This window comes from Mesorhizobium sp. M8A.F.Ca.ET.181.01.1.1, from assembly GCF_004792025.1.
Taxonomy (GTDB): domain Bacteria; phylum Pseudomonadota; class Alphaproteobacteria; order Rhizobiales; family Rhizobiaceae; genus Mesorhizobium.
Genome location: NZ_SRTV01000006.1, coordinates 63,398 through 86,839, shown reverse-complemented (window position 1 = coordinate 86,839; position 23,442 = coordinate 63,398). Strand labels below are relative to the sequence as shown.

The following is a 23,442-nucleotide window of genomic DNA, read 5'->3' as shown; positions in this document are numbered from 1 at the left end:
AGGAAATCAGATGCCCTTGCCCAAGCCCAACCTCTTCCCCGCCTTCAACATCGTGCGTCTCAGCCATGTCGAACTCGCGGTAACCGACCTTACCCGATCCCGCGCCTTCTATGTCAACACGCTCGGCCTGCAGGTCACCGACGAGTCATCAGGCGCCATCTACCTCAGGGCCATGGAGGAGCGCGGCCATCACTGCATCGTGCTGCGCAAGGCAACGACGCCGGAAGCCCGCGACCTCGGCTTCAAGGTTTTTTCCGACGAGGACCTCGACAAGGCAGAGCACTTCTTCAGGGGCAAGGGCCTGCCGGTCGAATGGGTCGAGCGTCCCTACCAGTCGCGTACTTTCCGCACGCGCGACCCGCATGGCATTCCGCTCGAATTCTACGCGACGATGGATCGGCTGCCGCCGATCCACCAGAAATACGCGCTCTACAAGGGCGTGAAGCCGTTGCGCATCGACCATTTCAACTGCTTCTCGCCCAATGTCGACGAGTCCGTCACCTTCTACAACGAGCTCGGTTTTCGCGTTACCGAATATACGGAAGATGCCTCGAGCGGAAAGCTGTGGGCGGCCTGGACGCATCGCAAGGGCGGCGTCCACGACATCGCCTTCACCAACGGTATCGGCCCGCGCCTGCACCACGTCGCCTTCTGGGTGCCGACGCCGCTCAACATCATCGATCTGCTCGACCTGATGGCGACTACCGGCTACCTGCCGAACATCGAACGCGGCCCCGGCCGCCACGGCATTTCCAATGCGTTCTTCCTCTATGTCCGTGATCCCGACAATCATCGCATCGAGATCTACTGTTCGGACTACCAGACGGTCGATCCCGACCTCGAGCCGATCAAATGGGATTTGAAGGACCCGCAGCGCCAGACGTTGTGGGGCGCGCCGGCACCGAAAAGCTGGTTCGAGGAGGGCAGTGTCTTTGCGGGCGCCACAGTGCGCCAGCCGGATCTGACGGCCTCGCCGATCATCGCGCCGTGAAGGGCTATTGGGAGATGTCGGCGTTCTGTCGCACCCCCCTCTGTCCTGCCGGACATCTCCCCCACTTGGGGGGAGATTGGCTGGCATCCCTGCCTTCGCCAATTTTCAACCCAATTTTCAACGATGCAAGAGAGGCGCCGACGGCGCGGCCGGCTGATCTCCCCCCTTGTGGGGGAGATGTCCGGCAGGACAGAGGGGGGCGCCGTAGAACTCGGCGATTCCGGTCGGCAAATAGAACCGGAGCCGGAGCATGAGCACCCGCCTCGCCACCTTCACCGTCAACGGCAAGACGCGCTATGGCGCCGTCACGAGCAAGGGTGTCGTCGACCTGTCGGCCCGCCACAGCCAATGGCCGACATTGCGCGAGGTCATCGAGGCCGGCGCCCTGCGGCGCCTGGCGGAAGAGGCGGAGGCCTTCGCCCCCGATTTCCCGCTCGACGCCATCACCTACGACATCCCCATTCCCTCCCCGGAAAAAATCATCTGCGTCGGCGTCAACTATCCCGACCGCAACGAGGAGTACAAGGACGGGCAGGCAGCTCCCGCCAACCCCTCGCTGTTCATCCGTTTTCCGCGCTCTTTCGTCGGTCATGGCGCGCCGCTGGTGCGGCCGCCGGAATCACCACAGCTCGACTACGAGGGCGAAATCGTCATCGTCATCGGCAAGCCCGGCCGGCGCATCGCCGAGGCCGATGCGCTGGACCACATCGCCGCCCTGTCGCTGTGCAACGAAGGCACCATCCGCGACTGGGTGCGGCACGCCAAGTTCAACGTCACGCAAGGCAAGAACTTCGAGCGCACCGGCTCGATCGGCCCGTGGCTGGTGCCGTTCACGGACGAGGCGCAGATCGCCGACATCGCGCTGACCACCCGCGTCAATGGCGAGGCGCGCCAGCAGGACCGCACCAGCCGGATGATCTTTTCCTTCCGCAAGATCATCAATTACATCTCGACCTTCACCACGCTGGTGCCGGGCGATATCATCGTCACCGGTACACCGACGGGCTCCGGCGCCCGCTTCGACCCGCCGATCTGGCTGAAACCGGGCGATGTGATCGAAGTCGAGGCCGACGGCATCGGCGTGCTCAGAAACGGTGTCGTCGACGAGGCAACAGCATGACCCCAAGCCAGGTGGAAGACGCCGCCAACCGGCTGTTCGAGGCCGAGCGTTCGCGCCGCCAGATCCGGCTGCTCAGCCTCGATTTTCCCGAGGCGACGATGGAGGATGCCTACCGCGTCCAGGCGGCGCTGGTGAAGCGCAAGACCGATGCCGGGCTGAAGCCGAAGGGCTGGAAGATCGGCCTGACCTCCAAGGCGATGCATTATGCGCTGGCCATCGACACGCCGGATTCGGGCGTGCTCTTCGACGACATGTTCTTCAGCGACGGCGCGGCCATTGCCGCCGGCCGTTTCATCCAGCCGCGCGTCGAGGCCGAGATCGCCTTCGTCATGAAGGCGCCGCTTAAGGGGCCTGGGGTGAGCGTCTTAGACGTGCTCAACGCAACGGACTACATCACGCCGGCGCTGGAAATCCTGGACACGCGCATCGAGCGCATCAATGCCGAGACCAAGAAGGCGCGCACCTTCTTCGACACCATATCCGACAATGCAGCCAATGCCGGCATCGTCATCGGCGGGCGGCCGCAGCGGCCCGATGAAGCCGACATGCGCTGGATCGGCGCCATCGTCTCGCGCAATGCCGAGGTCGAGGAGACCGGGCTCGGCGCCGGCGTGCTCAACCATCCGGCCATGGGCGTGGCCTGGCTGGCCGACCGGCTCGCCCGCTACGGCCTATCGATCGCGGCCGGCGAAGTGGTTCTCTCTGGGTCCTTCGTGCGGCCCGTGGAGGCAAGGCCCGGCGACACGATCGTCGCCGATTTCGGCAGTTCGGGAACGGTCAGCATCCATTTTTCGAAAGGCTGACGGTTTCCCGCCAGCCATGCCGCCTCATTTGTCGCGCAAATAGGCCGCTATCACATCGGCGGCGATGTTCGACATGCGCAGGCCGACTTCGCGGGTGATGTCGCCCTCGACGCGGCTTTGCACCCAGCCCAGAAACGCGAAGGCCCGCAGCGCGGCGAACAGCGGCAGCGCAGCGATGTCCTGCGCGGTCAACTCCCGCTGCTGCCGGTAGCCGTCGAGCAGCGAGGCCTCGATCAGCGGATAGAGCGGCTCGTCTCGGTTCTGGTAGAGCGCAACCGCAAGGTCGTACATGTGCCAGCCAAAGCCGCAATCATCGAAGTCGATGATGCGCACGGCACCGTCATGGATCAGCACGTTCTCGCGCACCAGATCGGCGTGGATGATGCCGAAGTTGCGGGCGCTGTGTTCGTGTTCCGACAGCGCCTTCACGGCCTTTTCCCGCGCCCGGAAAACCAGCTCGCGGCGCGCGCCGTCGAGGAAGGGTGAGGTCTCGAAGCGTCCCCAAATCGGCGCCGCGCCGAAGAAACCGTCCAAGTCCCAGGCATGGCGGGTGAAGCCTGAAGGCGGCGACCACGTGGCGGTGACATTGTGCATGTGGGCGATGCATCGCCCGATCTCCCTGAACACCTGCTCCAACTGTTCCGGCGTATGGTCCAGCGGTACGCCGCGCGCGCCGATGGCGCGGCCCTCGAGCCAGCTCAGGCAATCGACCTGGCGTGGTTGCGTCAAAGCCGCGGTCCCGACGAGCACGAACGGGTCGCCGGCCTGCGTTGCGATCGGAGACGGGGTGGCGACGCCGGCGGCTTGCAGAAAGCCCATCCATTGCAGTTCACCGCGCAGCGCGGCATCCGTGTGGTAGCCAAGCCGATGCACACGCATCACGGCCGGCCGGCCATCGGAAAGGTGGATCCGGAAGACCGCATTCTCGCGGTATTTCAAGAGCTCCGGCTCACCGCCGCGAACGCCCCAATGATCCAGCGCGCGTCTGGCAAGGTCGGTGACATCAGCTGCCGTTTCGGGCCCCGCATGCGTCGAGACGGCGTTCACGCCGGCACTCCGCCGACTTCGCCGAGCACATCGTCGAGCGTTTCGATCAGCAGATCCGCATTGGCGCGGGAGAAGGGCATTGGCGGGCGTATCTTGAGGACATTGCCGTGGATGCCGGTCTTGCCCATCAGCACGCCACGGTCGCGCATCGCGTTGATGACGCGGCCGGCGATGTCGGGCGCCGGCTCGCGTGTCTTGCGGTCGCGGACCAGTTCGGCGCCGAAGAATAGCCCGGCGCCCCTGACCTCGCCGATCGATTCATGACGATCGGCCAGTGGCCGCAGCAGGCCGAGCGCATAGGCGCCGACGTCGCGCGCATTGGCGACGAGGTTTTCGTCTTCCAGGACATCGAGGACGGCATTGGCCACCGCACAGGACACCGGATTGCCACCAAAGGTGTTGAAGTAGCGGAAGGCGTCGCGGAAGGTCGCCAATATGTCTCGAGTGGTGACGACAGCGGCGACCGGGTGGCCGTTGCCCATCGGCTTGCCCATGGTGACGATGTCGGGAACGAAACCGGCGCGCTGATGGCCCCAGAAATGGCTGCCGGTGCGGCCGAAACCGGGCTGTACCTCGTCGGCGATCATCAGACCGCCGGCTTCGCGCACCGCCGATATGGCGTCATCGAAAAAGCCGTTCGGGAGTGCCGGAAAGCCCTCATTGGCGAGAAGGGGGCAGAGGATCATGCCGGAAAGGCCGATGCCGTCTCTGGCCAGCGAGGCGATCGCCTCGCGCACGGCATCGCCGAAGGCCTTGCCATTGGCCATCGCATCGGGATGGCGATAGCTGTCGGGGGCCGGCACCAGCCTGACATGGTGGGCGCGGCCGCCGACCGGCGGCATGCGGGTTGAGAGTTGCGAAACGGCTGCGGTGTTGCCGTGATAGGTGGCGTCGGTGGCGATGATGCCCATCTGGCCGGAGACCGCCTGCGCCATGCGCAGCGCGATGTCGTTGGCCTCGCTGCCGGTGCAGGTCACGATGGCGGTGGAGAGGCTGGCATCGAAGGTGGCGGTCAGCCGCTCGACATAATCGAGGATGGCGGTGTGGAGATAGCGCGTATGGGTGTTGAGCAGGCTCGCCTGCCGGCACAGCGCCTCGACCACATGCGGGTGGCAATGGCCGACATGGGCGACATTGTTATAGGCGTCGAGATATTTGCGGCCATCGGCGTCGTAGAGCCAGACACCCTCGCCGCGCACAAGATGCACCGGCTCGTCATAGAACAGTTGCGATTTCGCGCCGAGCAGCCGGCCACGCCGGCTAACCAGTGTTTCCCCAGCCAGTTCTTGCCGCGATTGGGCCATCGGTGTACCAAACCTCCGTTGCATGCGTCAGACCTTCGACAGGCCTGCGTCGATCGCCTCACCGATCCTGGTGACGTCGGCGGCGCTGATGATGAGCGGTGGCGACAGGATGATGTTGTTGCCGGAGACGCGCAGCATGACGCCGGCTTCGTAGGCCGCCTCCGAAACGACAGCCATGGTCTTCTTGTCGGCGGGTTTCTTCGTCGCGCGGTCTGCAACCAGTTCCACCGCCGCCATCAGGCCCTTGTACCTGACATCGCCAACGATCGCGTGCTTGGCCTTCAAACCTTCGAGAACCGCCGCCAGTTCTGCGCCGCGCGCGGCAGCGTTTTCGTCGAGGCGAAGCCGTTTGGTCTCGGCCAAGGCCGCCAACCCGGCCGCGCAGCCGACCGGATGGCCGGAATAGGTGTAGCCGTGGCCGATCGCGCCGAAGCTGGTCTTGTCGGCCTCGAATACGTCAGCAACCTTGGCGCCGATCAAGGTGGCACCGAGCGGGAAATAACCCGAGGTGATCGCCTTGGCGATGGTCATGAAATCCGGCTTCACACCGGACAGCCGCGACCCGGACCATGCGCCGGTGCGGCCGAAGCCCGTGACCACCTCGTCGGCGATCAGCAGGATTTCGTGGCGGTCGCAGATTTCCCGCACCAGCGGCATGAAGCTTTCATGTGGAACGATGACACCGCCCGCGCCCAGCACCGGCTCCATGATGAAGGCAGCGATCGTGTCGCCGCCCTGGAAGGCGATCTCGTCCTCCAGCGCCTTGGCGCACAGTTTCGCCAGCCGCGCCGGATCGGTCTCGTCGAACGGGTTGCGGAAGGTCCAGGGTGCGGGAATGTGGAAGACGCCGGGCAGCAGCGGTTCGTAGTTGCGGCGGAAATTGGCGTTGCCATTGACCGACGCACCGCCGAAATGCGTGCCGTGATAGCCCTTCTTCAAGGCGAGGAACTTGGTGCGGTCGCCCTGGCCGCGGATCTTCCAATATTGCCTCGCCAGCCGCAGCGCGGTCTCGACCGAATCCGAGCCGCCCGAAGTGAAGAAGGTGCGCACCATGCCTTCCGGCGCGAACCATTCCGCAAGTTCGTAGGCGAGTTCGATCGACGGTCCGGTCGAGGTGCCGCGAAAGCCGGAGTAGTAAGGCAGTGCGCCGAGCTGGTCGGCGATGGCTTGCTTGATCGGATCGCAGCTGTAGCCGAGATTGACGTTCCACAGGCCGCCGACGGCGTCGAGCACGGTGTTGCCGGCGATGTCGGTGACCATGACGCCCTCGCCCTTCATGATCACCTTGGGCGGATTGGCTCGCATCTCGGCCGGATGCGCCATCGGGTGCCAGATCGGCCTGGCGTTGGTCTCGGTGAGGAAGTTGATGTCGCGCATCACAAGGCTCCGCAAAAGGTCTCAGGCAACTGGAACGAGGTCGAAATGGCCGAGGGCCTCGGCATAGGAATGGGCCGGCCGGGCAACGTCGAAATGAACCGTGCGCATGCCGGCGGCACGGCCGCCATCGACATTGCGCTGCTGGTCGTCGACGAAGACACAGGCGGCGGCCGGTAGGCCAAGCGCTTCGGTGACGAAGGCGTAGGCACGCGGATCCGGCTTGAGAATGCCGGTATAGGTAGCGTCGACGATCACGTCGAACAGGCCAAGCAGCGGCAACCGGCGGCGAAAGTCGGCGCCGTAGAACAGGTCGAGTTCATTGGACAGGATCGCCAGGCGAAATCCCGCCGCGTGGACGGCGCGGATAGCGCTGATGGCTTCCGGCCGCACCACCTTTTCGGGCTGGGCGCCACGCGCGCGCTGGACGAAGGTTTCCATCGCCTGCCAGTCCTCGCCTACGAGCCGGCCGACCTCGCTGGTACGCGTGCGCCAATAGTCGCGCTCGGTGATCTCGTCGGCCTGCATGGAACGCCACAGCGGATCGCTGCCTGGATCGAACGGGCCGAGCCACTGCAGCGTTCCGGGCTTCAGTCCCAACGCCTGTTCGGTCAAGGCGTGCGTCTCGAACAGCGTGCGGGTGACGACACCGCCGAAATCGAGCACCAGGGCCTGGGCGGGAACGGCGCTCACGCCGCGACCTCCTTGGCCGGGGCACCGCGCGGGATAATGCCTTCCTCGACCCAGCGGTCGAAGATTTCCAGCGCCTTGCCGACAAAGTCGTCGCTGTTGATATGAGCGTCGATCTCGTGGAACTCGACCCCGGCGGGAATGCCCTTGCGCATTTCATCGACAAAGGCGGCAAGCGCTTCGGGTTCATAAAGCGGCTCGCCCTGCGTGTCCCATTCCTGGATACCCCGGGAAGGCAGGATGAAGGCAGAGCGCCCTTTCGAGGCGGCGAGCTTCCCGGCGATGGTCCGGGCGACCTCGCGGCGGTCATCCGCATCGACGGTAACCGAGGCAATCAGCCTGTTGTGGGCGTGGAACGGGCGTTCGGAAAATTTAGCCGGCAAATCCTGCCAGGTCGGCAGGTCGACCATGTCGATCGCGCCGGGTGCCGCGATCTGCGGGATGCCGCGGGCGCCGGCATTCTCAAGCCGGTCGGCGCCGGAGCTGACGACGGAGCCGGCCAGATGGTTGGTGATCTCCTGCAGGCTGAAATCGAACACCGCGCAGAAATGATCCTGACCGGCGATCGATTCGAAGGCACGACCGCCCATGCCGGTGGTGTGGAAGACGGCGACGTCATAGCCGCGCCGTTCCAGCGCCGGCTTCAGCGTCTTCATGTAGCGCAGGCAGGAGCTGCCGAGCGAAGTCATGCCGATGGTCGGGCCTTTCGCCGGCGCGCAGGCGCGGGTTTCAAGCATCATCTTCGTCGCGCCGACGACCGCGCCGCAGGCCTGCGACAGGACGAGCTTGCAGATCGAGTTGAGGCCGTAGAGTCCGCCCGCCCAGAGGATCATCATCAGGTCTGGCGCGACCCGCTCGGGCGGGATCAGGTGCGAATAGGCGACGGTCGAGACGACGAATTTCGGCATACCGAGCGGCAGACAAAGCGCTACATCGAGCGCCAGATCGGTTCCCATCGAGCCGCCTATGGCGATGAAGGCGTCGATCTCGCCGTCTTGCTGGAGCTTGCGCACCAATTGCACGGCGCCGCCCGCCATCAGCGTCATGGCGGTGTTCTCGTCACCGCTGGAGATGATCTCGGCGATGGTGACATCCACGGCGCGGGCGACCGCGTGCTTGTCGTGATCGGGGCTGTAGGGCGGGTCGCCCAGCACGCTGACATCCAGCATAACGGCGCTGCCGCCCGATGCCTCGATGCATGCTTTCATGAACAGCAGTTCTTCGGCCTTGGTATCGCCGGTGCCGATGACCAGGATGCGGGGTTCGGACATCAGGCCTGCCTCCTCAGCGCTTGCAGATTGTCGCCATTGAGCCGCATCGAAATCTCGCGCGCGGCGGCCACCGCCGCAAGTCCCCGCTCGGCGATGTCGACCGCCGTCGTCCTGGCCTTCGGAGCCGCCACAGCGATGGTGCCGAGCGCGAACCCATCCGCCGCCAGGATTGCCGCCGCGACTGATATGACGCCTTCTTCCAGGCCCTGGTCGCAGATCGAATAGCCGCGCTCGCGCGCCTCGCCCATGGAGCGCGCGAGCGCGGCCGGTTCGGTCAGCGTATGCGCGGTGAAGGCCTCCAGGGGACTGGTCAAACATGCCTTGACGGCCTCGTCCCTGGCGAAGGCCAGATAGATGATGCCGGAGGCGGTAGAATGCAGGGGCAGGAGTTGGCCGATATCGACATTGACCCGGTTTGCCCGCGCCGGATGCTCGACATGGACGGTGACCAGCCGGTCGATGCCGTATTCCGACAGATGCACGGTCTCGGCCGTGGCACTTGCCAGATCCCGCACCAGCGGCACCGCGGTCTGCAGGAAGGGAAAGCGGGCCTCGCGGATGCGCGCCAGCCGCGACAGGCCGGCGCCGAGCCGGTAGAGCCGCGTGACGGCATCCTGCTCGACGAGACCGTGGCCGGTCAGCGCCACCAGCAGGCGCCGCGTCGTCGCCTTGTCGAAACCCGACCGGCGCGCCAGGTCCGACAGTCCGAGCTCGGGCTCGGCCACGGTGAACAGCTCCAGGAGTGAAATCGCCTTGCCGACCGTACTCAACGCATTCCTCCCAGCAATGTGCGCCCCATAAGCGGCAATCAATTAACGTGTGAATTAACTTGACAGGAAGCCGCTTTGTTTGCAAGTCTATATTCAAAATAACGGTTCAAATAATGAACCATATCCAGAGCGTATGGGACAGGCCATTCGGCCGGCAAGCCAACCGGTTTGCAAACAGGAGGGACAAATGTCAGCAGTTTCGGAAGCGGCGCCGGCCAACAGGCTGCGCAAGAACAGTCTCGGCGTCGGCGCCATCACCTTCATGGTGATCTCGGCCGCCGCCCCGCTCACGGCGGTCGCCGGCGGCACGCCGCTCGGCATGCTGATGGGCAACGGCGCCGGCTTTGCCGGCACCTATCTGATCGTCACGGTGCTGCTGCTTCTGTTCGCGGTCGGCTATGTCGCCATGTCGCGCCATGTTGGCAACGCCGGCGCCTTCTATGCCTATGCCGCGCGCGGCCTGGGCGGCCTCGCCGGCGGCGCCACGGCGCTGATCGCCATCCTGTCCTACAATGCCATGCAGATCGGCGTCATGGGCCTGCTCGGTGCGGCAACCTCCGGGCTGTTCGCCAGCTGGGGCATCACCCTGCCCTGGTGGGTGTGGAGTTCCATCGCCATCGTCATCGTGGCCGTGCTCGGTTACCGCCAGGTCGACCTGTCGGCTAAGATCCTGACGGTGCTGGTGCTGTGCGAATACGCCGTGGTGCTGATCCTCGACCTGGTGATCCTCAAGACCGGCGGCGACAGCGGCCTCTCGGCGACCCCGTTCAGCTGGAGCCAAATCACCTCTGGCGCGCCGGCGATCGCCATCCTTTTCTGTTTCGCCGCCTTCATCGGCTTCGAGGCGACGACGATCTACGCCGAGGAAGCCCGTGATCCCAAGGTCACCATTCCGCGCGCCACCTACTTCTCGGTGCTGCTGATCGGCGTCTTCTACATGGTCACCGCCTGGCTGATGGCGGTGGGCGCCGGCGTCGACAAATTGCTGCCGGCGCTGCAGGGCCTGCAGGACCCGACCACCTTCCTGTTCGGCCTCTCCGACCGCTATGCCGGAACGCTGCTCACGCACGCGATGAGCATCCTGTTCGTGTCGAGCCTGTTTGCCGGCGTGCTGGCGTTCCACAATGCGGTTGCCCGCTACATCTATGTCTCCGGCCGCGAGAAGCTGTTGCCGCAGTCGATCGGCGTGACGCATTCGGCGCACCAGAGCCCGCATGTCGCTTCGGTGATCCAGAGCGTGCTGGCGGCTGTCGTCGTCGGGCTGTTCGCCGTACTCGGGCTCGATCCGGTGCTGGCGCTGTTCTCGTGGCTGACCAATGTCGCGACGCTCGGCGTCATCGTCATGATGGCGGTCGCCTCGCTCGCCGTGGTGATGTACTTCCGCGCCAACCCGTCGGCCCAGGAGAACGCGCTCAAGACCACGATCCTGCCCGGGCTGACCTTCATCGCCTTCGTCGTCATCATCTACCTGATCGTCATCAATTTCGGCAGCCTGTCGGGGGCCGGCGGCTTCCTCGGTGCGTTCCTGCCGGGACTGGTGCTGATCGCCGGCGTGGTGGGCCTGCTGCTGGCAGGCGCGTTGAAGAGCCGCGATCCGGTGGCCTTCGACAATCTCGGCGTACCGCTCAAGGATTGAGCGAGATATCAGGGCGGCGTATCACGCCGCCCCGCAGACCCTCCTGAAGTGAGAATATAATGATCAGTCAAAGTGCCATCGACACACTGCGCAAGGCGGAGATCGGCGCGCGCGGCCTGTTCATCGATGGCGCCCAAGCGGAGGCGGCAAGCGGCGCGAGCCTGCTGGTGATTTCGCCGATCGACGGCCGGCCTTTCGCCAGCATCGCCGACGGCAATGCAGCCGACATCGACCGCGCCGTGCGCTCGGCACGCAAGGCGTTCGAGAAGGGTTCATGGTCGCGCGCTGCCCCCGCTTTCCGCAAGAAGGTGCTGACCAGGCTCGCCGAACTGATCGAAAGACATGTCGACGAGCTGGCCGTGCTCGGCGTGCGCGACAACGGCACCGAGATCGGCATGGCCTACAAGGCCGAGCCGCTGTCGGCGGCCGGCACCATCCGCTACTACGCCGAGGCGATCGACAAGGTCTATGGCGAGATCGCGCCGACCGCCGACAACGTGCTTGGGCTGATCCACAAGGAGCCGCTCGGCGTCGTCGGCGTCATCGTTCCCTGGAACTTCCCGTTGATGATCGGCGCCTGGAAGATCGCGCCGGCCCTGGCCGCCGGCAATTGCGTGGTGGTCAAGCCGCCGGAGATCGCCTCGCTGACGCTGCTGCGGCTGGCCGAACTGGCTGCCGAAGCCGGGCTGCCCGCCGGCGTGCTCAATGTCGTGACCGGCCGGGGCGCGGTCACCGGCGAGGCGCTCGGCCTGCATGGGGATGTCGACGCCATCGCCTTCACCGGCTCGGGACCGGTCGGCCGCCGCCTACTCGAATACTCCGCCCGTTCCAATCTGAAGCGCGTCTTCCTCGAACTCGGCGGCAAGTCACCCAACATCGTCTTTGGCGATGCGCCGGATCTGAAGCAGGCGGCTGTCGTCTCGGCCAACGGCATCTTCCGCAATTCCGGCCAGGTCTGCGTCGCCGGCTCGCGGCTGCTTGTCCAGGCCTCCGTCTATGACCGCTTCATGGACGAACTGCTCTCGGCGACCACAAGGCTGAAGGTCGGCGATCCGCTCGATCTCGCAAGCGATGTCGGCGCGGTGTCGAGCGCGGAGCAGTTGGACAAGAATCTCGGTTTCGTCGCCAAGGCCACTGAAGAAGGCGCAAGGCTGGTCACGGGCGGCGAACGCATCCTGGCCGAGACCGGCGGCACCTACATGGCGCCGACGATCTTCGAGAACGTGACGCAGGACATGCAGCTTGCGCGCGAAGAGGTGTTCGGGCCGGTGCTCGGCGTGATGCGCTTCGAGACCGAGGAGGAAGCGGTGCGGCTTGCCAACTCGACGGTCTACGGGCTCGCCTCGGCGGTGTGGACGTCGAACCTTTCCACCGCGCATCGCATGGTGCGCGCCATCAACGCCGGCGTTGTCCACGTCAACACCTATGGCGGCGCCGACGTCACCGTGCCGCTCGGCGGCGTCAAGCAATCCGGCTTCGGCCGCGACAAGTCGCTGCACGCGCTGGAGAAGTATCTCGAACTGAAGACGGCATGGATTGCCCTTTGAGGAGCCCCCGGGTTCGCTGAGAACCTCACCGCTTCTCGACGCCCGCCGGATCGCACCGCAACCGTTGCGGTCGATCCTGGGCGTCTTTACTCCCTTCTTCAAAATTTTTGAGAGAATATTCCCGGCTTCAAGGGAGAATGGCGAAAGGCGTTCTTTGATAAAATCGATAGAAGTTCTGACGATGTGAACAAGCCTAGGCAATCCGCCTTGCTGCCATGACTTCACAACCGCAGAGATCAATCATGTCCGACCTCAACAACACTTTGTCCTCTTCCCCAAGGTCAACCCTGAACCGCCGCAGCGGCTTGGCTCTGCTGTTCGCATCGGCCGTCGCGATAGGCGCCCTGATGGCGCCGCATGCCTCCTTCGCCGAGGACAAGAAGGCGATCAAGGTCGGCATCATCAGCGGCGAGGACGAGGATGTCTGGCGCGTCGTGGTCGCTCAAGCCGCCGAGAAGGGCCTGAGCATCGAGACGGTGGTGTTCAACGACTATACCCAGCCCAACGAGGCGCTCGAACGCGGCGAGATCGACGCCAACGCCTTCCAGCACCAGCCCTATCTCGACAACCAGATCAAGACGCAGGGCTACCATATCGTGCGCGTCGGCTATACCGGCGTCTGGCCGATCGGCCTGTATTCCAAGAAGTACAAAGCGGTCGCCGACTTGCCCCAGGGTGCTGTCATCGGCGTGCCCAACGACCCGTCCAATGAAGGCCGGGCGCTGCGCGTGCTGCAGAATGAGGGCGTGATCAAGCTGAAGGACGGCACCGGCATCCTGGCCACCACCGCCGACATCGCCGAAAACCCCAAGAAGGTCGAGATCAAGGAACTCGACGCCGGCATCGTCGGCCGCTCGGTCGAGGACCTCGACGCAGCCGTGGTCAACACCGACTGGGCGCTGAAAAGCGGCTTGACACCGGAAAACCGCATCGCCCAGGAGCCGATCGCAGACAATCCGTACCGCAACTTCATTGCGGTCAAGGTCGGCAACGAGAACGAGGCCTGGGTGAAGACGCTGGTGGCGTCCTACCAGAACGAGGCGGTCAAAGCCGAGTTCGACAAGGTCTACAAGGGCACCGGCCTCAGCGCCTATTGAGCAATCCGGGCACGAAAGTGTCTGCTTTGACAAGAAAAGCGGTCCGCGCAACGCGCGGGCCGCAATCCTGTTTCGGGATCCGCGTATGAACCAGCATGTGACCGCAACCATCGAGAACACGAACGACGCCGATGCACCGGCGCGGGACGTGGTGCGTCTTGTCGAGCTGAAGCGCCGCTTCGGCGCGACGGCGGCGCTCGACGGCATTTCCCTGACGGTGCGCAAGGGGGAGATCCTCGGCATCATCGGCCGCAGCGGCGCCGGCAAATCGACGCTGATCCGCTGCCTCAACGGGTTGGAGCGGCCCGATTCCGGCGAGGTGTTCATCGAGGGCCGCGAAATCAGCCGGCTCGGCGAGCGCGACCTGCAGCCGCTGCGGCGGCGCATCGGCATGATCTTCCAGCATTTCAACCTGCTGTCGGCCAAGACAGTCGAGGACAATGTGGCGCTGCCGCTGAAGATCGAGGGCCGGCCAAAGGCCGAGCGGCTGAATCGGGCGGCGGAACTGCTCAATCTCGTCGGCCTGTCGGAGAAAGCGAAAGCCTATCCGGCGTCGCTGTCGGGCGGCCAGAAGCAGCGCGTCGGCATCGCCCGGGCGCTGGCCGCGCGGCCGGCGCTGCTTCTGTCGGACGAAGCGACGTCAGCACTCGACCCGGAGACAACGCGGTCCATCCTCGCCTTGCTCAAGGACATCAACCGGCAACTTGGCCTGACCATCCTGCTGATCACCCACGAGATGGAGGTGATCCGCTCGATCGCCGACCGGGTGGCGGTGATCGACGCCGGACGCATCGTCGAGGAAGGGCCAGTCTGGTCTGTGTTCGCCGATCCACGGTCCGAGATCACAAGACGCCTGCTCGGCGCGATCCGGCCGCAACTGCCGCCGGAGCTGGCGGCGCGGCTGCTGCTCGCGGGTGGTACCGAAACGATCTTGCGCGTCGACGTTGCGGGCGAGCCTGCGCGCGGGCCGCTGCTGTCCGACCTTGCGAGAACCGTGCCCGGTGCCTTCCGGCTCGTCCATGGCGGCATCGACCATATCCAGCGAGAGCCGGTGGGGACGCTGTTCCTCTCCATCCCTGGCGGCGATGCGGGTCATCTCGCCGAGGTGATCGCTTTCCTGGAATCCCGCCAGGCGCGGGTGGAGGTGCTTGGCCATGTCGCCGATCCTGTTTGAGCTTCTGCTGCGGTCGATCTGGGAGACGGTGCTGATGACGGCCGCCTCCGGCCTAATCTCGCTGGTGTTCGGCCTGCCGCTCGGCCTGGCGCTGATCGCCACCGAACGCGGCGGCATTGCCGAAAGCCTGTGGGTGAATCGCGTGCTCGGCGCCGTCATCAACGGCTTCCGCTCGGTGCCGTTCATCATCCTTCTGGTGGCGCTGATCCCGGTGACGCGGCTGATCGTCGGCACTTCGATCGGCACCTGGGCGGCCATCGTGCCGCTGTCGATCGCCGCCACGCCCTACTATGCGCGGATTGCCGAAGTGTCGTTGCGCGAGGTCGACCACGGGCTGATCGAGGCCGCCCGCGCCATGGGCGGCAACCGCTGGACGATCATCCGCGAGGTGCTGGTGCCCGAGGCCCTGCCCGGCATCGTCGCCGGCTTCACGGTGACGCTGGTGACGCTGGTCGGCGCCTCCGCGATGGCCGGCGCCATCGGCGCCGGCGGCCTCGGCGACCTCGCCATCCGCTATGGCTATCAGCGGTTTGAAACCTCGGTGATGGTGGCGGTGGTGATCGTGCTGATCATCCTGGTCTGCGGCATCCAGTGGGTGGGCGATCGGCTGGTGGCGCGGCTCGACCGGCGAGGGTGAGGCGGCTGATATTCAGGTTCGGCCGAACCTTCTGACTAAACAATCTTAGCGTTGGCGCCGCCCCTCACTGTCCTGCCGGACATCTCTCCCCGTAGAACGGGGAGAGAGAAGCTGGCCGTGACGCCGGCGCCCCTCTTGCAACGCCGATGATTGGCGAAATCGGCGACGGAGCGCCCCTCTCCCCGTCACTATACGGGGAGAGGATGCCGGCAGGCGGGTGAGGGGCAGCGCGGAGGATTGGCCGCTATGGCGCTGTGGGACGCGCACACACCAGGTTAGCCCCTCAACCTCGCGCCCTCCGGATCGAAGAACGGCATCGGCGCCACCACAGCGCGCACGGGCTGGCCGTCGATGGCGATGCTGAGCCCGGTGCCGATGGCCGTGAAGGGCAGCCGCAGATGCGCGGTGGCCAGCACCTTGCCGAGGGAATAGCCATGGTCGCTATAGGTGACCACGCCGACATCCTCGCCGTCGGCCATCACCCTGGCATCCGTCGCGGCCGGCTTGTCGCCGTCGAGGATCAGGCCGGTCCAGCGCTCGTCGAGGCCCTTGTCGCGGATCTTGAGCAGCGCTTCGCGGCCGACGAAATCGCCCTTGTCGAACTTGATCCAGCGGTCGAGGCCGACATGGAACGGCGTGCGGCTCTCGTCCATGTCGATGCCATGCGCCGGATAGGCCTTTTCCAGGCCGAGCGTGAACATGGCCAGCACGCCATAGGGTTTCAGGCCGAAATCCCGGCCAGCCTTCATCAGCGCGTCCCAGACGGAGGCCGCCTCGTCCGCAGGCACGAACAGTTCGAAGCCGAGTTCACCGGTGACGCCGGTGCGGGAAATCATAACCTTTGTTTCGCCGATGCGGCCCGAGGTGAACGCCCAGCGCTTCAGGCCATCGAGATCGGCCTCCACGACCAGCGCCTTCAGGAGTTCGCGCGAACGCGGGCCCTGGATCGTGGGGAAAGCGACCGCCGCGGTGATGTCGGTCACATAGGCCTTGCGGCCCTCAGCATGATGCTGGAGCCAGGGCAGCATCTTCAGCCGGTTGACCGAGCCGGTCACCAGCATGAAATGCTCCGGCGCCAGCCGGAACACGGTGAGGTCGTCCATGATGCCGCCGTCCTCGCGGCAGACGGTGGAGTACCGGACATTGCCCGGTTTCATCGCCGCGGCGTCGTTGACGATGACATGGTTGACCAGCGCCTCGGCGTCCGGACCCTTGATGTCCATCTTGCCCATGGTGCTGAGGTCCTGCACGCCGACATTGGCGCGGGTGTTCAGGTGCTCGTCGGCAATGCCGGAATAGTATTTGGCCGAGATGAAATCGCCGCCGACCCGGCCCATGGTCGCGCCCAGCCCGACGATGCTGCTGTAGAAAGGGGAACGCCGCTCAGCCAAGATAGTCAAGCAGCGCCGGTGGCGATGGTGAGGGCGACGGAAGCGGCAAGCACGAAACGACCGAAAAGACGCATGTTCGAGATCTCCGTTGACCGGATAAATCTACGGGCTTTCATGCTCCCGGCGGAGACGGAAACGACACGTCATGCGGCGATCACGGCGCGGGGCGGCTCATCCGAGTTTGGTCAGCTTCCTTGTGCCTCGATCCCGAACAGATGCTTGGCTTGCTCAGCTGTATAATAGCCAAGCTGGACATCCTGAGCGACCAGTTTCGGGTCGCGCTCACGCGGATCGCCATAGCCGCCGCCGCCCGGCGTGCCGACGCGCACGCGGTCGCCGGCCTTCAGCGGGATGTCCTGCTCCTTGGAGAGGTGCGGCGGTATGTGTTCTACGCCATCGCGGAAGACGGTCACGCTGTTGGGCTCGCCATCCCCACCGCCGAGCGCGCCCTGCGGGCCGAAACGGCCATGGTCCATGACGAAGGAGGCCCGCGCCTCGCCGCGCAGGATCTCGACCTCGTAGGCGAGGCCGAAACCGCCGCGATGCTTGCCGGCGCCACCCGAGCCTTCGCGCAAGGCATAGTGCCGGTAGAGCACGGGAAAAGCCTGCTCCATGATCTCGACCGGCGGCGATTTCGAAATTCCGATGGTCGAGCAGCCATTGGTGAGGCCGTCATGGCCCGAATTGCCGCCATAGCCGCCGCCGGAGATCTGGTACATGACATAGTCGCGGCCGCGCGCGGGGTCGCTGCCGCCCAAGGCGAAGTTGCCGCTGGAGCCGGCGGGAGCCGCCGTCACCTTGTCGGGCAGCGCCTGCACCATGGCCGCGAACACCGCCTCGGCGATGCGCTGCGAGACCTCGGCGGCGCAACCCGAGACCGGGCGCGGATACTTTGCGTCCAGGAAGGTGCCTTCCGGCCGCTTGACCTCGAGTGGCTCGAAGGCGCCGGCGCTGATCGGCACATCCGGGAAGATATGGCGCATGGCGAGATAGACCGACGACAAGGTCGTCGCCAGCACGCTGTTCATCGGCCCAGCGCAGGGCTTTGATGAGCCCGTGAAATCGAAGGTCAGCCTATCGCCCTGTTTCTCGACGGCGAGCGCGATGGTCAGCGGTTCGTTGACCACCCCGTCGGAATCGACGAAGGCCTTGGAGCGATAGGTGCCGTCGGGAATGGCGGATATGTTGGCGCGCATCTGCTCGGCGGCGCGTCGGCGCAGTTCGGCGATCGCCTTGGTAACCGTTTCATCTCCGTAACGATCCAGGATCCCGTTGAGCCTATCCTGGCCGATCAGCAGCGCGGCGGCCTGCGCCCTGATGTCGCCGATGCGCTGGTCGGCAACCCGGATGTTGGAGCAGATGATGGCGTAGATCTCTGGATCGAGCACGCCCTTCTTGAACAGCTTTACCGGCGGCAGCCGCAGGCCTTCCTGCTCGACGGCGGTCGCGGAAGCCGAGAACCCGCCCGGCACTGAGCCGCCAATGTCGGGCCAATGGCCGGTGTTGGACAACCAGCAGAAGATTTTTCCAGCGCGGTAGACAGGCATGACGAAGCGCACATCCATCAGATGCGTGCCGCCGAGATAGGGGTCGTTGACGATGTAGATGTCGCCCGGCTCCGGCGCCAGGCAGCGGCCGTCGGCGATCATCTCGATGACCGTTTTGGTCGAGTATTGCATGACGCCGACGAACACCGGCAGGCCCTGGCTGCCTTGGGCGATCAGCGAGCCATCGACGGCCGAATAGATGCCGTCCGAGCGATCATTGGCCTCGGCGATCACGGGCGAGAAGGCGGCGCGGGAAAAGGTCAGGTCCATCTCGTCGCAGACCTGCTGCAAGGCGGCCTGGAGAACCGAAAGCGTGATGGCGTCGAGACCGGTCATTGCTCAGTAATCCTCGTGGCAGGGGCCGGACATGGAAGGCCTGAGACGTCGCGCCGCCCCTCATTGTCCTGCCGGACATTTCTCCCCGTATGGTGACGGGGAGAAAGACGCCGTCGCCGATGATTTCGCTCACCTTCAACGTCGCATGAAAAGCGCCGAGGCCGCAGCTGCATCCTTCTCCCCGTCACTATACGGGGAGAAGTGCCCGGCAGGGCAGCGCGAGGCCGACTGTAAAAGGACAGAAAACTAACAGACGAATTTCCCATCATTCCTTGCCCACATCGATGATGATGTTGCCGTCGGCGTCGCAGCGCGCGCGGTCGCCGGGTTCGAGCACGGTGGTGGCGTCCATCTGTTCGAGGATCGCCGGCCCTTCGATGACCGCATCGAGCGGCAGCTTTTCCCTGATGTACACCGGCGTGTCGTGCCAGCGTCCGCCATACCAGACCGGCCGGATTTCGCGCCGCGCCTCTTCCAGCGTCTTTGCCCGCCCGGCCGGGTCGATCAGGCGTGACAAGTCGATCGCCGGGCGCATCCCGGTGACCGAGGTGTTGAGGTTGACGAGGTTGGCGCGGATTTCGGGCAGCTCGACCTTGAAGCGAGCGAAATAGGCTTTCTCGAACAGGCCCTGCAATGCAGCTCGCGTTACCGAGGAGGACGGCAACGGCACGTTGATGATGTGGGTCTGGCCGACGAACTGCATGTCCGCGGAGTGGGTGACGCGGATCGTTGCCGGCTTCACCGTTTCCTTGGCGATGAGTTCCTCGCCTTCGTTCCGGTGCCGTTCCAATACTTGGTGGAGCCGGCTTTCATCAAGCAGGGCCACTGGCTGGTTGATGGTGTTGACGAAGTCGTGGCGCAGATCGGCGACGACGCAGCCGAGCGCATTGGTGATGCCGGGACGTGCCGGCACCAGCACTTTGGGCAGGCCGAGTTCGCGGGCGAGCGCCGTCGCATGCAGCGGCCCGGCGCCGCCGAAGGCGAACAGCGCGAAATCGCGGGGATCGTGGCCGCGCGATACGGATACCATGCGGATGGCGCCGGCCATCTTCATATTGCCGAGCCTGAGCACCGCGCCAGCCGCTTCGACGCCGGAGAGGCCGGTCGACTTGCCGATCCGGTCCTCGAAAATGCCGGTCACGCGCTCCGCTGTGACCGGATTGTCGACGGCCAGCAATTTCTTCGGCGCCAGCCGGCCGAGCACCAGGTTGGCGTCGGTGATGGTCGGCTCGGTGCCGCCGCGCCCGTAGCAGATTGGGCCGGGATTGGCGCCCGCGCTTTCCGGGCCGATCTGGATCAGTCCGGCCGCATCGACGCGGGCGATCGAACCGCCGCCGGCGCCGACCGTATGCACCGCCACCATCGGGACATGGATCGGCATGGCGTATTCGATCTCGATCTCGTTCGAGACCGCCGGCTCGGCGTTGCGGATCAGCGCCACGTCGGTCGAAGTGCCGCCCATGTCGTAGGTGACGAGGTTTTCGAAGCCGGCGCGCTTGCCCGTATAGGCGGCGGCGATGACGCCGGAGGCGGGGCCTGACATCACGGTCTTTGCCGATTCACGTGTGACGAAGCGGGCCGATATCATGCCGCCATTGCCGTTCATGATCAGGAAGTCTCTGATATAGCCCCTCGCGGCCAATTCCTTGCGCAGCCGCTCGACATAGCGCTCGAGTATCGGCTGCACCGAGGCATTGACCGAGGCGGTTACCCCGCGCTCGAATTCGCGTGCCTCCGACAGCAGCGCGTGGCCGGTGGTGATGTAGCCGTTCGGCCAGAATTCGGCGGCGATTTCGGCCGCCCGCCGCTCATGCGAAGGGTTGGCGTAGGAGTGCAAGAAGTGGATGACGAGGGATTCGCAACCGGCGGCGATCAGCGCCTGTACGGCATCGCGCATTTCGGCCTCGTCGAGCGGCGTGCGGATTGCGCCTGATGCCTCGACGCGTTCGGACACCTCCAGCCGCAAATTGCGCGGGATGACCGGAACGAAGGTGCCCGTCATGCCATAGGGCTGCGGCCGCGTGCGCCGGCCAAGCTCGATCACGTCGCGAAAACCGCGCGTGGTGATCATGCCGGTTTTCGCCAGGCGGCGCTCCAGCACCGCATTCGTGGTGGTGGTCGTGCCATGCACGATGAGATCGATGCCGTCGACCGGAAAGCCGGTGGCGCCAAGCGCCGAAACCACGCCAAAGGCCTGGTTGTCGACCGTGGTCGGGGTCTTGGCCAGATACACCTTGCCGCCGTCCTTGCCGTCGATCAGGAGCAGGTCGGTGAAGGTTCCGCCGACATCGATGCCGGCGACGACGCTGCCCAGGGAATCCGGCGGCTGCACCGAAAAATTCTCTTTCATTGTCGAAACCCGAAATGCTGGGACTACGGATATGCCGCAGTTTGGAAAGGTGTTTTACGGCGGCATCTTGACGCAAATATCGTTTGTATACTAATAAATTCTCGACACAAGAGCTTACCGCTTCGCAGTGTGTGCAAGGCACGCCGGAACCTGAACGGTTCGGGCGCACACGGGAAAGTTTGGCGCCCGCGTCTGTAATTGGGCGAGAAGGTTGGAATTGATGAACACCACGCCCGCGTTCAATACCGCTGAAGCCCGCCCGCTGCAGTTTCCGATTCCGGCCAATGTCTATGCCGAAACCGTCGTCTCGGTGAAGCACTACACCGACCGGCTGTTCTCGTTTCGCATCACCCGTCCGCAGTCGCTGCGCTTCCGCTCGGGCGAGTTCGTCATGATCGGCCTGCCCAACGCCGAGAAGCCGGTGTACCGCGCCTACTCCGTCGCCAGCCCGGCCTGGGACGAAGAGCTGGAATTCTTCTCGATCAAGGTGCCGGACGGCCCGCTGACCTCGGAACTGCAGAAGATCCAGGTCGGCGACACGGTCATCATGCGCCAGAAGTCGACCGGCACGCTGGTCGTCGACGCGCTGACCCCGGCCAAGCGCCTGTTCATGATTTCGACCGGCACCGGCATCGCGCCCTTCGCCAGCCTGCTGCGCGACCCCGACACCTACGAGAAGTTCGACCAGCTTATCCTGACCCATACCTGCCGCGACAATGCCGAGCTGATCTATGGCCAGGAACTGGTAGCGGCACTGGAAAGCGACCCGCTGATAGGCGAGCTGACCGCCGGGCGCGTCACGCTCTACAATTCGACGACACGCGAAGAGTCGGCGCGCATGGGCCGCATCACCGCGCTGATCGGTTCGGGCAAGTTTTACAGCGATCTCGGCATCGAGAAGCTCAATCCGGAAACCGACCGCATCATGATCTGCGGCTCGATGCACATGCTGAAGGACGTCAAGGAACTCGCAGAAAGCCTCGGCTTCCAGGAAGGCTCGCTCAGCCATCCCGCGACTTTCGTCGTCGAGCGCGCCTTCGTCGGCTGAGGCGCGGGTCTCCCAAAAACCTGGTTTTGACCTTCCGGTCAAAAATCAGCTGCTTTCGCGGCCTTTTTCAGCTATCCCTCGCTTGAGGACTCGTGAAGCACGGCTTCGCGGGCTATCTTCGTGCGTGTCGCCCAAAAGTGTCGAACGGCTTTGGGAGAACGATGCGCCAAGACATCAGGCGCACGCCGCTGAATGAAAGGGCAGGAGATGAGCAGCACAATCCGCGAAGCCGATCTTGGCACCAAGGTGACGCCGCTGCCGGCACGCGCCGCCGCCAACACGCCGGTGCCGCTGGATCATCACATCGCGCGCAATCCCGGCCTGAAACTCGATCTCGGTTTTCTGGAATCGGTGCGCAGCGTCAACCGCTCGGCGCTGGAGCGCCGCGTCGTCAGCCTGACCAAGCGGCGCTCGATCAAGGCCGACAACCAGGCCGCCTGGCTGCTGCGGGCGATCGCCTGCATGGACCTGACGACACTGAATTCCAACGACACCGAGGAGCGCGTGCGCCGGCTCTGCGCCAAGGCGATCAACCCGCTGCGCCGCGACATCATGGAAGGCCTCGGCATTGCGGGCGAAACCATCCGGCCGGCCGCCGTCTGCGTCTATCATCCCTTCGTTGCCACGGCCGTTGACGCCGTGCGCGGCACCGGCATCCATGTCGCCGCCGTCTCCACCGCCTTCCCGCACGGCCTGGCGCCGCTATCGACCCGCCTGCAGGAAATCGAGGCCTCGGTAAAGGACGGCGCCGACGAGATCGACGTCGTCATTCCGCGCGGCTTGGTGTTCGGGGCCAAGTGGCGCGAGCTCTACAACGAAATCGTCTCGATGCGTGCCGCCTGCGGGGACGCGCATCTGAAGGTCATTTTGGGCACCGGCGACCTTGCCACGCTGCGCAATGTCATGCTGGCCTCCATGGTGGCGATGATGGCGGGCGCCGATTTCATCAAGACTTCGACCGGCAAGGAAAGCGTCAACGCCACGCTGCCCGTCGGGCTTGCCATGGTGCGCGCCATCAGGGCCTATTTCGAGGAAACCGGCTATCTCATCGGCTTCAAGCCGGCCGGCGGCATTTCCACCGCGAAAGTGTCGCTCGACTGGCTGGTGCTGATGAAGGAAGAGCTCGGCCGGCCATGGCTGGAGCCCGAGCTGTTCCGCTTCGGCGCGTCGAGCCTGCTCACCGACATCGAGCGGCAGCTCGAACATCATCTGACCGGGCATTATTCGGCCAATCACCGCCACGCGATGGCGTAGCGTCAGAGTTTTGCGGGGCGTAACCGAATGCCTTCTCTGACAACTATCTGGAGTG

General features: G+C 64.9%; 19 protein-coding genes. 10 read left to right on the top strand and 9 right to left on the bottom strand.

Going from position 1 to position 23,442, the window contains the following annotated elements:
* Positions 1-10 precede the first annotated feature (10 nt).
* The 3 genes from hpaD to hpaH all read left to right on the top strand — a co-directional run bounded on the left by hpaD (position 11) and on the right by hpaH (position 2,914).
* Positions 11-991 (top strand): 3,4-dihydroxyphenylacetate 2,3-dioxygenase, encoded by a 981-nt coding sequence (gene hpaD / locus EN824_RS21425; protein WP_135862799.1) that lies wholly within the window; start codon positions 11-13, stop codon positions 989-991.
* Between the two features lie 250 nt (positions 992-1,241).
* Positions 1,242-2,111 (top strand): fumarylacetoacetate hydrolase family protein, encoded by an 870-nt coding sequence (locus tag EN824_RS21415; protein WP_135862801.1) that lies wholly within the window; start codon positions 1,242-1,244, stop codon positions 2,109-2,111.
* The gene (gene hpaH / locus EN824_RS21410) at positions 2,108-2,914 is read left to right on the top strand and encodes a 2-oxo-hept-4-ene-1,7-dioate hydratase (RefSeq protein WP_135932692.1); all 807 of its coding nucleotides are present in this window, start codon (positions 2,108-2,110) and stop codon (positions 2,912-2,914) included. Before EN824_RS21415 ends, hpaH begins: the two co-directional genes overlap by 4 nt.
* 24 nt (positions 2,915-2,938) lie before the next feature.
* Here the strand turns inward: hpaH and EN824_RS21405 are convergent, their stop codons facing one another.
* Genes EN824_RS21405 through EN824_RS21380 form a run of 6 tightly spaced genes read right to left on the bottom strand, consistent with a single transcriptional unit; the run spans position 2,939 to position 9,370 of the window.
* Positions 2,939-3,961, bottom strand: a complete 1,023-nt coding sequence (locus tag EN824_RS21405; RefSeq protein ID WP_127281113.1) for a phosphotransferase — start codon at positions 3,959-3,961, stop codon at positions 2,939-2,941.
* Positions 3,958-5,244 carry an aminotransferase class III-fold pyridoxal phosphate-dependent enzyme gene (locus tag EN824_RS21400; protein ID WP_189522212.1) on the bottom strand — a complete coding sequence of 429 codons (1,287 nt, stop codon included), beginning with the start codon at positions 5,242-5,244 and terminating at the stop codon, positions 3,958-3,960. Before EN824_RS21400 ends, EN824_RS21405 begins: the two co-directional genes overlap by 4 nt.
* Positions 5,245-5,292: 48 nt before the next feature.
* The gene (locus EN824_RS21395; protein WP_135932690.1) at positions 5,293-6,642 is read right to left on the bottom strand and encodes an aminotransferase class III-fold pyridoxal phosphate-dependent enzyme; all 1,350 of its coding nucleotides are present in this window, start codon (positions 6,640-6,642) and stop codon (positions 5,293-5,295) included.
* 21 nt (positions 6,643-6,663) lie between these two features.
* Positions 6,664-7,332 (bottom strand): HAD-IA family hydrolase, encoded by a 669-nt coding sequence (locus tag EN824_RS21390; RefSeq protein ID WP_135932689.1) that lies wholly within the window; start codon positions 7,330-7,332, stop codon positions 6,664-6,666.
* Positions 7,329-8,600, bottom strand: coding sequence for a Tm-1-like ATP-binding domain-containing protein (locus EN824_RS21385; protein WP_189522206.1), 1,272 nt, complete (start codon positions 8,598-8,600; stop codon positions 7,329-7,331). The genes EN824_RS21390 and EN824_RS21385 overlap by 4 nt, the downstream gene beginning before the upstream one ends.
* Positions 8,600-9,370, bottom strand: coding sequence for an IclR family transcriptional regulator (locus tag EN824_RS21380; RefSeq protein WP_135932688.1), 771 nt, complete (start codon positions 9,368-9,370; stop codon positions 8,600-8,602). Before EN824_RS21380 ends, EN824_RS21385 begins: the two co-directional genes overlap by 1 nt.
* 187 nt (positions 9,371-9,557) lie before the next feature.
* On the opposite strand from EN824_RS21380, the gene EN824_RS21375 reads away from it, so the two are divergent.
* The 5 genes from EN824_RS21375 (at position 9,558) to EN824_RS21355 (ending at position 15,461) form a co-directional block, all read left to right on the top strand.
* On the top strand, positions 9,558-11,006 hold the full coding sequence (locus tag EN824_RS21375; protein WP_135932687.1) for an APC family permease: 1,449 nt from the start codon (positions 9,558-9,560) through the stop codon (positions 11,004-11,006).
* A 59-nt stretch (positions 11,007-11,065) separates the two neighbouring features.
* A complete protein-coding gene (locus tag EN824_RS21370) occupies positions 11,066-12,553 on the top strand; it encodes an aldehyde dehydrogenase (protein WP_135932686.1) in 1,488 nt (495 codons plus the stop codon).
* A 242-nt stretch (positions 12,554-12,795) separates the two neighbouring features.
* Positions 12,796-13,650, top strand: a complete 855-nt coding sequence (locus EN824_RS21365; RefSeq protein WP_127275369.1) for a MetQ/NlpA family lipoprotein — start codon at positions 12,796-12,798, stop codon at positions 13,648-13,650.
* Between the two features lie 85 nt (positions 13,651-13,735).
* A complete protein-coding gene (locus tag EN824_RS21360) occupies positions 13,736-14,824 on the top strand; it encodes a methionine ABC transporter ATP-binding protein (protein WP_135932685.1) in 1,089 nt (362 codons plus the stop codon).
* Complete coding sequence (locus tag EN824_RS21355) at positions 14,805-15,461, top strand: methionine ABC transporter permease (protein WP_135921834.1); 657 nt, start codon at positions 14,805-14,807, stop codon at positions 15,459-15,461. The genes EN824_RS21360 and EN824_RS21355 overlap by 20 nt, the downstream gene beginning before the upstream one ends.
* Before the next feature lie 275 nt (positions 15,462-15,736).
* Here the strand turns inward: EN824_RS21355 and EN824_RS21345 are convergent, their stop codons facing one another.
* The 3 genes from EN824_RS21345 to EN824_RS21330 all read right to left on the bottom strand — a co-directional run bounded on the left by EN824_RS21345 (position 15,737) and on the right by EN824_RS21330 (position 21,085).
* Positions 15,737-16,852, bottom strand: coding sequence for an aminomethyltransferase family protein (locus EN824_RS21345; protein ID WP_135932684.1), 1,116 nt, complete (start codon positions 16,850-16,852; stop codon positions 15,737-15,739).
* Positions 16,853-17,037: 185 nt separating this feature from the next.
* Positions 17,038-18,735 (bottom strand): hydantoinase B/oxoprolinase family protein, encoded by a 1,698-nt coding sequence (locus EN824_RS21340; protein WP_135932683.1) that lies wholly within the window; start codon positions 18,733-18,735, stop codon positions 17,038-17,040.
* A gap of 265 nt (positions 18,736-19,000) precedes the next feature.
* The gene (locus EN824_RS21330) at positions 19,001-21,085 is read right to left on the bottom strand and encodes a hydantoinase/oxoprolinase family protein (RefSeq protein ID WP_135932682.1); all 2,085 of its coding nucleotides are present in this window, start codon (positions 21,083-21,085) and stop codon (positions 19,001-19,003) included.
* A gap of 220 nt (positions 21,086-21,305) precedes the next feature.
* Here EN824_RS21330 and EN824_RS21325 point away from each other — a divergent pair, with 220 nt between their 5' ends.
* Together EN824_RS21325 and deoC are read left to right on the top strand one after the other, a co-directional pair.
* Entirely contained in the window at positions 21,306-22,133 is an 828-nt protein-coding gene (locus EN824_RS21325; protein ID WP_135932681.1) for a ferredoxin--NADP reductase, read from the top strand.
* A 207-nt stretch (positions 22,134-22,340) separates the two neighbouring features.
* Positions 22,341-23,387, top strand: coding sequence for a deoxyribose-phosphate aldolase (gene deoC / locus EN824_RS21320; protein ID WP_127275362.1), 1,047 nt, complete (start codon positions 22,341-22,343; stop codon positions 23,385-23,387).
* Positions 23,388-23,442: the final 55 nt, after the last annotated feature.

Bases quoted from the DNA above. Each gene is read 5' to 3' on its own strand.
- hpaD (WP_135862799.1), top strand. From the start codon at position 11: ATGCCCTTGCCCAAGCCCAACCTCTTCCCCGCCTTCAACATCGTGCGT.
- EN824_RS21415 (WP_135862801.1), top strand. From the start codon at position 1,242: ATGAGCACCCGCCTCGCCACCTTCACCGTCAACGGCAAGACGCGCTAT.
- hpaH (WP_135932692.1), top strand. From the start codon at position 2,108: ATGACCCCAAGCCAGGTGGAAGACGCCGCCAACCGGCTGTTCGAGGCC.
- EN824_RS21395 (WP_135932690.1), bottom strand. From the start codon at position 6,642: ATGCGCGACATCAACTTCCTCACCGAGACCAACGCCAGGCCGATCTGG.
- EN824_RS21385 (WP_189522206.1), bottom strand. From the start codon at position 8,600: ATGTCCGAACCCCGCATCCTGGTCATCGGCACCGGCGATACCAAGGCC.
- EN824_RS21375 (WP_135932687.1), top strand. From the start codon at position 9,558: ATGTCAGCAGTTTCGGAAGCGGCGCCGGCCAACAGGCTGCGCAAGAAC.
- EN824_RS21370 (WP_135932686.1), top strand. From the start codon at position 11,066: ATGATCAGTCAAAGTGCCATCGACACACTGCGCAAGGCGGAGATCGGC.
- EN824_RS21365 (WP_127275369.1), top strand. From the start codon at position 12,796: ATGTCCGACCTCAACAACACTTTGTCCTCTTCCCCAAGGTCAACCCTG.
- EN824_RS21360 (WP_135932685.1), top strand. From the start codon at position 13,736: ATGAACCAGCATGTGACCGCAACCATCGAGAACACGAACGACGCCGAT.
- EN824_RS21355 (WP_135921834.1), top strand. From the start codon at position 14,805: ATGTCGCCGATCCTGTTTGAGCTTCTGCTGCGGTCGATCTGGGAGACG.
- EN824_RS21340 (WP_135932683.1), bottom strand. From the start codon at position 18,735: ATGACCGGTCTCGACGCCATCACGCTTTCGGTTCTCCAGGCCGCCTTG.
- EN824_RS21330 (WP_135932682.1), bottom strand. From the start codon at position 21,085: ATGAAAGAGAATTTTTCGGTGCAGCCGCCGGATTCCCTGGGCAGCGTC.
- EN824_RS21325 (WP_135932681.1), top strand. From the start codon at position 21,306: ATGAACACCACGCCCGCGTTCAATACCGCTGAAGCCCGCCCGCTGCAG.
- deoC (WP_127275362.1), top strand. From the start codon at position 22,341: ATGAGCAGCACAATCCGCGAAGCCGATCTTGGCACCAAGGTGACGCCG.